We start from the raw sequence: 11,722 nt of genomic DNA, 5'->3' as shown, positions 1-11,722 counted from the left end.
ACCACGTTTTATGAAAAGATTTTTAACCCCGCTGTTATGTATCATAACAGTCCCTTCCTTTGCACAGGATAGTATCATGCCGCGTCGATACTACGCACAACTGGAGGAGAAGACACAAAAAGTCAATTTCCTCATTCGCAAAAAGACCCAGCAGTCGCTCAACTGGCTGATCAGCCGGGAGCAGCATATGCGGGCAAAACTCAAGAAATCAGACCCTGCGGCGGCACACCGTATTTTCGACAGGTCTATTGACAGTCTGCAGGCACTGAAATCCCTGTCCGCCACTAAGCTTACGGCAGCAGCAAAGCTCGGGCGGCAGTACAACAGCTATTTCGATACCTTACAGGTAGCGGCTAAATTTTTGCCGGCAGCCAAAGACTTACAACAGAAGGTCGGTCAGTTACAAGGCAGTATCGGACAATCAGAACAGATCAGCGCCTATATCCGCGAAAGACAGCGGTCATTAAAAGACCAGCTGGGACAATACACGCTATTCACGAAAGACCTGCAACGCCTCGGCAAACAAGCCTATTATTATCAGGAACAGGTAAGGGAGTATACCAGCATCTTACAGGACAGAAAGAAGGCGGAAACAAAGGCCATGGAACTCCTGCGGAAGTCATCCGCCTTCCGGGAGTTTTTTCAGCAAAACTCCGTGTTGGCCGGCTTATTCAACACGAATAACGACGTCAATGCAGCACAGGCACTCGGAGGACTACAAACCCGCAGCCAGGTAGAACAGCTGCTACAACAGCGGATAGGGAATGATCCCGATGCCAGACAAGCCATTACCGCACAGGTCAACCAGGCGAGGGATCAGTTTAATACTTTTAAGGAGAAGTTCCCAATGCTCAATAATTCGGCAGAAATGCCCGATTTTAAGCCCAGTCAGATGAAGACCAGGCGATGGGTTCAAAGGATGGAATTCGGAGGGAATATACAGTTCCAAAGGGCGAGTAACTGGTATCCTACTATCGGAGATATCGCCTTACAGGCAGGGTATAAGTTCTCAGAAAAGGGGAGTGCCGGTATCGGACTGGCTTACAAACTCGGCCTAGGCTCACTGGACAGAATCGCGATCTCCAATAAAGGAGTCGGTATACGCTCATTTGTAGACTACCGGATTAAAAATGCCTTCTCCCTGAATGGCGGCATGGAAATGAATCACTACGCTGCTTTTTCCCATATAGCACAACTGAAGAACTGGAATGGCTGGCAAAGAAGCGCTTTGCTGGGTATGCGCTATACCTATAAGGCAAGTCCCAGACTGAAAGGCAATATCACTGTGCTGTATGATTTCCTCGCAAGACAACAAGCCCCTTTCGCCGAACCCCTGAAGATCCGTTTCGGCTACTCAAAATAAACCTCATTGTTATCACCTAAATAACTCCACTACATGTCGTTGTATCAATCCCTGCCGGGAACAGGCCGCCTGCCCGGTTTTATCACCTTATTATCACTATTGCTGCTCACCGCTTTTGCTACTCAGGCACGCCAGCAACAGCATACGCTCCCCCGGCTGATCCCCAGGTCTCATGACGCTGTTGCTGTCAGCAAGGCCAATCGCATTCCTGCGGGAGAAAGTGCCGGTATCGCTGATGTAAACATTACCCTGGCAGACCTGCAGATCGGTTCCTTTGCATTGCCCATCACACTCCGTTACCACAGTAATGGTCTCAAAGTAAATGAAGTGCCTTCCTCCTTAGGCGATGGCTGGTCTTTGCATTACGGGGGTATGATCAGCTTTCGGCAGCATGGGCTCAATGATTTTAAAACCGCAGGTCTCTTCGACGGCGGTATCAGCTCCGCTTCCATGACAATGCTGAAGTCCTTCCTGCGGGGGCATATGACGACCGGTCAGCAGCATACCTGGCTGGATAATCTGATCAACAGCAATGCCGACGCTGAATTTGATCAGTATCAGTACAGTTATCCCGGCAAATCCGGCGCTTACTATTATGATACCCTCATGAATGTAGTAACGGTGCCCAAAAACGATATCCGGGTATTCCGGGGGAATAACGAAATACGTGTGCTCGATAATCAGAACAACAACTACTACTTTGGTACACTGGAACAGAGCACCGTGACAGATGCCTCCGTATACGGATATACACCTGCTTTTGATGATGTGGCTACTTACTATTTATCCAGGATAGTTACCAGTCAAAACAGGACGATCCTGTTCAGGTACAGAAAATACAGCTATTCCGTACAGCAACAGAAATCCGCTGTGGCATTTTCCGCGGTAGCAGGTACCTGTAGCGCCGACAACGGACAAGCCCTCTATACAAGAACAGTACAGATCAATTGCCTCTTACCTGACTCTGTCATTTACGATCAGGGCTATGTTAAATTCGCTATCAGTACTATTCCCCGCGAAGACATCAAGGCACTCCAGGATACTGCCGCCATCCCTTCCATCACAGGACTCAGCATCTTTGCCGGAAACAACAAAAAGATCAAATCCTATTCTTTTCTGCAAGGATATTTTGATACCAATAAACGATTGAAATTATCAGGTGTACAGGAATGGAATGGCGATGCAACAGATAAATTATGGCAGTTCCACTATTACCGTGAACAGGATGCCTTCCCGGCAATGTCCTCAAATGACCAGGACCATTGGGGATATTACAATGCAGCAGGTAACGCAGGCATGATCCCTGATATAGACTATGCATCTTTGATTCCTGGCTGGAATGCACCGGCTGCCAACTATGGCAACCGGAGTGCCAATATAGCCGCCCGCTATGGTATGTTGCAAACTATCATCCATCCTACAGGTGGTAGTACCGCTTTTGAATATGAACCCAACCAGGTCAGGGTAGAGGATTACAACACACTCACCACCTTGTCTCCATTCCTGACAGTCCCTGGTGGTACGCCAGTGCCTTATGCAGTAGGTGGTGTACGCATAAAGACGATTATTACCAATGATAGTATAGGTACGCCTTCCAGCTACCGGACGTACCAGTACGCCGATAGTCTCAACCAGGTGGCCTTCCTGGATATTCCTTACTACATCGCAAAGATGGAATATAACAGGGATAGTGCAGGCGCTTGTCTTGCCTGTGGACAGTCGGCAACTGTTTTTGATGAAAGTGTCTGGCCCTTAGATGCGATCCCTGTTATTTACAGCCACATCACCGTGTCTGATTCCAGTGTTGCCGGCAGACAAGGTAAAACAGAAAGTGTCTATTTATTGCCGGAGAATCATACCGTCAGCAATACCGCTCCCTACGTCACACCGCTTAATACTTCCTGGCAGATCGGCACGCTCGTCAACAGAAAACTATACGCACTCAAAGACAACGTCGATGAACTGGTAAAAGAATACCGCTACACTTACAAAGCCCTGGAAGAGAGTTATCAGACAACAGGCGTGAAAACTAACTACGCACAATACTGTACACTGAATACACCCGATAACAACAACTATAATACTTCCCTATCTACTTTCTTCTCAGACCGTTTTTACCTGCAGCAATCAAAGGAAATAGATTATCTGTCGGGACAAACTCTGACGAAACAGATAGATTATGCTGTTAGCGGGATCAGACATAATTTACCCGCTGTTGTCAGCTACCCGGACAGCAAGGGAGACACCATCAAAGAACGAATTATTTACTCCTGGGATTATGATACTACGACTACAACCGGTGGCGACGCTTTAGCGATCCGCAACCTGGGCAGATTAAATGTCCTGGTGCCAATTGAAAGAATACAAATCCGTACCATTGATGGCGTAGACTACGTAGTCGGTGCAACGTTAACTAATTACCGGACAGACCGCCCCTTTCCGGACAGGATCTATGAGCTGAACGTGCCGGCGCCTATTCCATTGTCTGCCTACACGACAAGCAGAATCAGTGGCAACTTCGTCAGAGACAGTCGCTATGAATTGGTCACCACCTTTAGTATGTACGACAGCAACAATAATGTGACGGAGACAACCGGCATTGACGGTGTCCCTGTCAGTTACCTGTACGGATATAAACAGCTATACAAGATAGCGGAGATTACCACTTCAAGCCGGCCATACGTCGCCTATACGTCCTTTGAAACAGATGAACGTGGCGGCTGGGCATATTCAGGTACGCCTGTGGTGGATGCTACATCTCCTGTCGGTGAGCGTTGTTATGACCTGTCCACCGGTACATTTGGCGTCGGTAATATCGTGTTGCCCACAGCTGTACTGACCTATTGGTCCAAAAGTCCTACGCCTTTCGTATTTCCAAGGCAGATTCCTTTTCAGCCTGCTACAAGCGGGAGAACAGTCAATGGATGGACTTTTCATATGCACTGGTTGTCGGGGCAGTTTCCACAGGATATCGTTTTTCCTTCTTCTGGTTTCATAGATGATGTAAGAGTCTTCCCGCTGAGATCTCAGATTAAATCATATAGTTATCAACCTCATACAGGGATGACAAGTGAGTGTGATGACCGTGGCAACATCACCTACTATTCCTACGATGAAACAGGACGGTTAAAAATGGTACAGAATGGGGATCGTGCGATCCTCAAACTAATCGATTACCAGTACATGAAACCTATTACAGAATAACCCCTTCACATCATTCCAGATGCGTACATATCAATTTATCATATTGTTGTTAGTGTTGGGTACCGGACAGCGTGCCGTCGCCCAGAATGTGCCGCTTACACCTACACCTTATACACCTGTTACACTGCCCGTACCTCCTGCATACCAGTGTAACACTATCAGTTATATCCGTAGCTGGCAGCCAAACATACCCATCACTGATCCGGCGGTAGTGAAGTCTCCTTTTACAGCTTCCAGGTACGTCAGACAAACAACCGAATACCTGGATGGCCTGGGACGGCGTTTGCAGTTGGTAGAAAAGCAAAAGAGTCCTGCGGGTAAAGACCTGGTTACACCGGTATTGTATGAGGCAGATGGCCGGGCACATTTCCAATACCTGCCCTACGTTCCGCAAACAGGTAATACGAATGACGGCAGTTTTAAATCCGATCCTTTCCAGGATCAACAGGCATTTTACCAGGATGCCGCCCTCAATCCCGGTATCAACAATGAAAGTTATTTCTTCCACGAAACGACCTATGAGCAATCGCCTTTAGGCCGGGAAGAGAAGACCTATCGTCCTGGTAATGCCTATGCAAAAGAGGCCGGTAACAAGCCCGCACAACAGCTGTATCAGCTCAATACAGAAAGTGATTCCGTATTGATCTGGCGTTTTAACGGAACGGATATCCTGCCGTTTACCAGTCAGCGATATGCGCCTGGTACGCTCCACAAGAAAACGACGATGGATGAAAATGGTACACAGCAGGTTGTATACACCGATATAGAAGGACATGTGGTCCTGCGTAAGCAACAAGCCATTGAATTGCCGGGAACAGCCCATTACGGCTGGGCCTGTACTTATTACACCTATGATAATATGGGCCGCCTGCGGGTCGTACTATCTCCTAAGGCGGTACAGGCGATTCAATCTGATTGGATCATCACCAACGCCATAGCAGACGAACTATGCATTATTTACCGCTATGATGGCCGGGGAAGAAAGGTCATTGTCAAAGAACCAGGTATTGATTCCCTGGAACGGATCTATGATCTCCGTAATCGCCTGACCATGTCAAGATCAGCTGTGCTGAAAAGCAGGAATATGTGGCAGCTCTACTATTATGATGATACTCGGCGGCGGCTGAGGTCCACCGGCCTGATTGTGAATACTGCCTCACGCGACTCCCTGTTAAAACGGATCAATGCCAGCCCCTACGATTCCACAAAGCCTTATCCCGGTGTAGATACGACGAAAGAATATTCGATGATCACCAAAGACCAGTATGACGATTACCTCTTTGTCGACAATGTTTTTTATTCCGGCATAGAACCTTTAAAGGTAGAAGGAGGTAGTAATATCTATTTTGAACCACCGCCTCCTTATCATACGAATCTGCCCCATAGATTGCTGACAATAAAGACATTGACCATACCCGGACTAAAACGGCTGCTCCTCAATCGTTACTTCTATAACAACAGCGGCCGCCTGAGTCAGACGGTATTCGATAACGTCAGGTATGGCCTGGATATCACGTCTTATATGTATGACCTGGAAGGTAAACTGGTCTGTACTTATCTGACACAAACGAAGACCAATTCGCTGACGGCCCCCGCCGCGCAACTACTTACTATTTATCATTATGATGCAGCCGGCAGACTGGATTCCATCACCAAAAAATACAATGACAATCCCGCCCTGCGATTGTCAGTTGCAGAGATGGAATATGATGAACTGGGCAGAATGAAGACCAAGAAATTATATGCCAGCGGTAACAGTACCCCGGTGGAGACGCAGACCTTTACATATGATCTCCGCGGACAATTAACAGGTATCAACAAGCCATTTGTCAATACACCCAACAGCACCGATAACTGGTTCGGGCAGGAAATCTCCTATGAGACCGGTTTTGCCAATAGTTACTACAACGGGAATGTCGCCGGTATAAAATGGAAAAGTGGCGCCGATGGTATGCCCCGTGCTTATGGGTATAGTTATGACCGGATGGATAGATTACTGGCAGGTGATTTTAATCAGCAGAACGAGGGTAGTAGCAACTGGACCGCAGATAAAGCAGATTTTTCCCTCAATCGTCTTACCTACGACATCAATGGCAATATCCTGTCTATGAAACAAAGAGGTATGAACGGCATGGCGATACAGACGATTGATAGTCTGGAGTATGGTTATCTGGACAATAGTAATCGCCTGAGTCATATCACCGATCGTACGAATAATCCGCAAACCATCCTGGGCGATTTCAGGGAGTCGGTGAATGATGACAGTAAGGATTATAGCTATGATCCGGGTGGTAATCTGGCAAAAGATAACAACAAGGATATCGATAGTATCATCTACGACCAGAATAATAAACCTTCTGTTATCTTTTGTAAGAAAGGGATGATCTATTTTCAGTTCAATTCCGAAGGAGAGCTGCTCACAAAGATCATCCTGGATACCAGCGCACAGCAAGGCAGTGCGAGGGTGATCCAGTACGCAAATGGCTTTGTGTGGGAGCGTGATACCATCCGGGTGATGACACATGCTGATGGCCGTATCCGTCCTGTTTATAAGACCGGTCAGCCGGTACAATACGTCTTTGAGGCATTTGTAAAGGATTATCAGGGGAATGTGCGCGCTTTACTTGGCGCAAACCGCGATACCGCTGATTACTTTGCTTCTATGGAAACAGCCAGGAGTGGTGTGGAGAATGTCTTATTCAGCAATATCGATAATACAACGGCGCCTTTACCTACAGGTTATCCGACAGACAATACCACAGATCCCAATGATTACGTCGCTAAACTGAATGGTGTAGATGGCGCTAAGATCGGTCCTTCGCTGGTATTGCGTGTGATGAAAGGAGATACGATATCCGCTGTGGCCAAAGCTTTCTACAAGAGTACAACTGCCAATACCTCCAGTAATACGGCGGCCAGCATGTTGTCAGCGCTCTTACAGGCATTCAGCAGTGGAGGCGTGTCGCAGGGGCCACATATGTCAGGCGGTCCTAATTCTCCTTTAGCAACCAGTTTCAGTAGTACGGATTACCAGCAGTTACTGAACCAGGAGCCAGCCCAGAATGAGCCGACATGGCCCAAAGCCTATCTGTCATTTGTGCTGTTTGATGATCAGTTCAAAGTAGTGCAGGGCAATAGTGGCGTCAGACAGGTACAGGGTGCACCTGATGCACAGGTCAATGTGGTCATGCCACAGATGATTGCTGAGAAGTCAGGTTTTCTGTACCTCTACCTGAGTAATGAATCTGCTGCGGATGTGTATTTCGATAACTTTGTTATCCGCCATCTGCCTGGGGCTTTATTGGAAGATACGCATTACTATCCTATGGGACTGTTGATGGAAGGTATCAGTTCGAAGGCATTAAGGGGTACCTCATACCTGGATAACCGGTATCGGTATAAAAGTAATGAACTGCACAACCGGGAAATGAGAGTAGGGCCGGGACTGGACTGGTATAATGATAATAACAGGATGTATGATGTACAGACGGGAAGGTGGATTTCGGTGCAGCCGTTTACGGGAAGTTCTTTAAATCCTTACCAGTATTTATGGGAGTAAGTATTTTACAGACATTATAAAAACAACAGGCCCCGTATATGACGGGGCCTCGTTGTTTAATAAGAGATGAGTTGTTATTCCGTCAGGGTGTCAGCCTGGTTCCTGAATTCACTGGGCGTCATACCATTCCATTTTTTAAAGAAAGTAGTAAAGTAAGATTGTCCGGTAAATCCAAGTTCGGATGCGATATCCGCGATTGTTTTGCTTTTTTCGTGTATCAGTGAACATTCCGCCCGCAGCAATATCTGTTGCCTTACGTAGGTCTTAATTGTCACCCCAAACCGTGCTTTGAATTCACGGTTGGCACGGCCGCCGTTCTGAAACGCTATTTTTTGTGTCAGCGTACTTATTTTGATATCCGCGCCGATATTGTCATCAATCTCTTTTTTGATAACATTAATCCATTCATCTTTTTCAGATTGCGCTAAAGTAATAAAGTAGTGATAGAACAATTTTCTGATGCTGAGATCCAGAAATAGTTCCATAGCCTCTCCCTCTTTCTGGTGATCGTGTATCTGTTCCAGTATGCTTGTCACATTAATGGAAAGATCGAAATAGGGGAGTACAATACCTTCTTCCGAACATTTATGCTTGCTTTCATATATTTCACGGAACTGTGGGTGTGTTCTGAAGAAATCTTCAAAGAAACTGGTCGATACAGAAATATATACGGCCTCGTATCTGCCTACGGGAAAGCGGGCTATATTGGTGCCATGAGCGGGTACATAATAGATAGCCTGATACAACTCATTAAGTGGTACAGGACCTTTACCTGACAAAGTACAGGGCACATTGCCCCGAAGCGTCCCATACCAGCATAATATGGGTATGTCTGTATGAGGAAGAATATCAATAGCTATTTTTATTACCGCATTTAACCAGCCGATTATGAATGAACGCCCTTTCAGTACTTCCATACTAAAGGAACCGAAGTCACCGTTTATAACTGTGCGGGTGGCTCCTTGGATATTGGCTTTTGGGTCATTTTCTTTGTGAGTGATGTTTTTAATTAAATGTTTCTGTTGAGGGGAGACTTTAAACTCCATTAATCCTGGACGTCTATGCACAATGTGAACATTTTAAATGAGTAAATGTTTAGTTGCGCTTTTAGTGGTTAAATAACATGGGTTTTTTAATTAATTTTTATCACAGGCTCCAAACGCGGTACAGATTGAGGATTCAGCATTATTTTCCATACCGTAAACACGACCCCCGGAATGTCTGTAAACATGGCGCCCCCTGCCCAGGAAACAGTTCCGTAGGTAAAATGATGATGATTGAACAATATGACGGCGGATAGGATAAGAATAACGGCCAGTATGACTATCGCCGCATAGCCAATGGTTATTTTTAATCTGAACCAGCGCTGTACATGCAACTCATTCTGGTTGAATGTCTCCCTGGCCTGACGTAGGGCTTCTTTAGCCCTGGAAGACTTAAATGGTTGGTAACTCATGATTGTTGATTTTTTAAATCTGATTTTTTTCTGAATCAGATGGTTGCAAAGTTGAAGAAAGGAGCAGAAAAGCCTTTTTAGTTTTGTTGCAAATAATTTTCACAAGTTCAATACGTAAATCCTGTTGTCATGGAGAGTAGGGACGATTTAAAGAATCTCTAAAACAGCACCAACCGGGTTTGTTATCTATCATATGAAAAAAAGATATTTTATAATCATATGATAATAATAGATGATCCGGTTTTTCCTGTGCTTTATACTTTTGAGTGGCCCGGGAAATAGCCGTTGCGGGAAAATGGTATCGGATGTTTGCGGTGCCGGGATTAGCTATTTCCCGAAATTTCTATTATATTTCGAAAACCGAATATTCAACCAGGTTAACAAACCAGATGCGCTACACCATATTCTTTATTATTGGTCTTATATTAATTGGCTTTTCATTGTATAAACTGAAAGCTCGCATTGACTTTATCAGCAATGCGGAACGGGCGACGGGCACCGTTACAGCTATGACCGTGGATGATGGTGCATATTATCCGGTTTTTACCATTCACACGAAAGAAAGCGCCCCGCTTATCTATCGTCACCACAATGGAAGCAATCCTGCCAGCTGGGCCGTGGGGGATACGGCTACATTTCTATACAATCCCGCACAGCCATCCTATGCCATCAGAAAAACCTATGAAGATCTTTTTGGCTGGTCTATTGCTTTTATAGTAGTTGGTTTACCACTGATGATCATAGGTGGTGGATATTATCTGTTGAATCCGAAACGTCGCTTTTCGAAGCAGTCTGCGTTTTGATATCATCACCGCGCTGTTGACCAATTAAACATATTAAAATCAACCACTTATGATCATCTGCATTCTTTTTATAGTAATAGGCGCTGTTGTGCTGGCATTTGCCCTGGTAGCGTTTCGACATGCAACGACATTTGTAAAGAAGGGTAGATGTGTGGAGGGAGCGGTGATAAAGTTTGTCGAAACTAAAGATGAGGATGGCGTCTATTATTACCCGCTGTTTGAGATTACCATCAGTGAGAAAGAGACGATCACTTATCGGGGGATGAACGGGGCTACATACAAATCATGGAAAATAGGGCAGAAAGCGGCATTTATCTATGTACCTGGTGAAGTGCCTCACATAAGACGCTTGCGTTACTGGAGTATATTTGGGTTCCCATTGGTATTATTAGCCATTGCTGCGGATTTCATCGTGGTGGGGTTTGGTTATTTCCTTTTGAAAGCATATTTCTGAAAATAAGCGCTTTCCCTGCAAATTATGCCGATAGGAGATTTGGCAAATGAAACCATAGATCTGGCAAATTTTCCTCCCTGTACATGTTCCAATTTTGTGATACAAAAAACAATATCACATGGAACTTAAAGGAAAAGTAGCACTCATTACAGGCGCCTCCAGCGGCATCGGAAAAGGAGTAGCCATCGTATTGGCAGCGAAGGGCGTAAAGGTATGTTTAGCGGCCCGGAGAACGAAACTGCTGCAGGCGGTTGCAGATGAAATTCGGCAGGCCGGTGGCGAAGCGCTGGTGATTGAAATGGATGTAGCCGACAAAACCAGCGTATCCAAAGGCGTACAACAGCTGATCCATCATTTTGGCGGCATAGACATCCTGGTAAATAATGCGGGTATTATGCCGACAGCTGATATCGATACTTTTAAAGTCGATGAATGGGAAGCCATGGTGGACATCAATATCAAAGGGGTACTAAACGTTACAGCCGCCGTGCTGCCTGCTTTCATCAAACAATCCTCCGGACATATCATTAATCTTTCTTCTATTGCCGGCCGTAAGCTGTTCAAGGGACTGGCCGTGTACTGCGGCACCAAGCATTTTGTCTCCGCCTTTTCAGATATCATGCGTATGGAAATTGGCAAGAAACACAATATCCGGGTAACGAGCATTCAGCCGGGCGCCGTGGAAACCAACCTGTATGATCAGATCACCGATGAAGATTATAAAAAAGGAATGGAGGGCTTACGGGAACAGATGACTTTCCTCTCACCGGAAGATATCGCCCATAGCATGACCTACGCACTGGAAGCGCCGGCGCATGTAGATGTATCGGAATTGTTTATCTTGCCAACCAACCAGGAATGGTAAAATGTATGTTAAAATCAT

General features: G+C 45.9%; 8 protein-coding genes. 6 read left to right on the top strand and 2 right to left on the bottom strand.

Features of this window, described 5'->3' with window-relative positions; genetic code table 11:
- The first annotated feature begins 10 nt into the window (after positions 1-10).
- The 3 genes from CPIN_RS21785 to CPIN_RS21775 are packed head-to-tail and all read left to right on the top strand — an operon-like array spanning position 11 to position 8,126.
- The gene (locus CPIN_RS21785; protein WP_012792002.1) at positions 11-1,363 is read left to right on the top strand and encodes a hypothetical protein; all 1,353 of its coding nucleotides are present in this window, start codon (positions 11-13) and stop codon (positions 1,361-1,363) included.
- Between the two features lie 33 nt (positions 1,364-1,396).
- A complete protein-coding gene (locus CPIN_RS21780) occupies positions 1,397-4,567 on the top strand; it encodes a hypothetical protein (protein WP_012792001.1) in 3,171 nt (1,056 codons plus the stop codon).
- 19 nt (positions 4,568-4,586) lie between these two features.
- Entirely contained in the window at positions 4,587-8,126 is a 3,540-nt protein-coding gene (locus CPIN_RS21775) for a DUF6443 domain-containing protein (protein ID WP_012792000.1), read from the top strand.
- 74 nt (positions 8,127-8,200) lie between these two features.
- Here the strand turns inward: CPIN_RS21775 and CPIN_RS21770 are convergent, their stop codons facing one another.
- Both CPIN_RS21770 and CPIN_RS21765 read right to left on the bottom strand, forming a co-directional pair.
- Positions 8,201-9,193, bottom strand: a complete 993-nt coding sequence (locus CPIN_RS21770) for a helix-turn-helix domain-containing protein (protein WP_148230611.1) — start codon at positions 9,191-9,193, stop codon at positions 8,201-8,203.
- 65 nt (positions 9,194-9,258) lie between these two features.
- The gene (locus CPIN_RS21765) at positions 9,259-9,582 is read right to left on the bottom strand and encodes a hypothetical protein (protein ID WP_012791998.1); all 324 of its coding nucleotides are present in this window, start codon (positions 9,580-9,582) and stop codon (positions 9,259-9,261) included.
- Positions 9,583-9,971: 389 nt separating this feature from the next.
- On the opposite strand from CPIN_RS21765, the gene CPIN_RS21760 reads away from it, so the two are divergent.
- The 3 genes from CPIN_RS21760 to CPIN_RS21750 all read left to right on the top strand — a co-directional run bounded on the left by CPIN_RS21760 (position 9,972) and on the right by CPIN_RS21750 (position 11,704).
- Positions 9,972-10,385 carry a DUF3592 domain-containing protein gene (locus tag CPIN_RS21760; protein WP_187294676.1) on the top strand — a complete coding sequence of 138 codons (414 nt, stop codon included), beginning with the start codon at positions 9,972-9,974 and terminating at the stop codon, positions 10,383-10,385.
- Positions 10,386-10,434: 49 nt separating this feature from the next.
- Positions 10,435-10,839 carry a hypothetical protein gene (locus tag CPIN_RS21755; protein ID WP_012791996.1) on the top strand — a complete coding sequence of 135 codons (405 nt, stop codon included), beginning with the start codon at positions 10,435-10,437 and terminating at the stop codon, positions 10,837-10,839.
- A gap of 118 nt (positions 10,840-10,957) precedes the next feature.
- Positions 10,958-11,704 (top strand): SDR family oxidoreductase, encoded by a 747-nt coding sequence (locus CPIN_RS21750; protein ID WP_012791995.1) that lies wholly within the window; start codon positions 10,958-10,960, stop codon positions 11,702-11,704.
- Positions 11,705-11,722: the final 18 nt, after the last annotated feature.

The sequence above is a fragment of the Chitinophaga pinensis DSM 2588 genome, assembly GCF_000024005.1.
Classification (GTDB): domain Bacteria; phylum Bacteroidota; class Bacteroidia; order Chitinophagales; family Chitinophagaceae; genus Chitinophaga; species Chitinophaga pinensis.
This window is presented reverse-complemented; position numbering and strand designations above follow the sequence as displayed.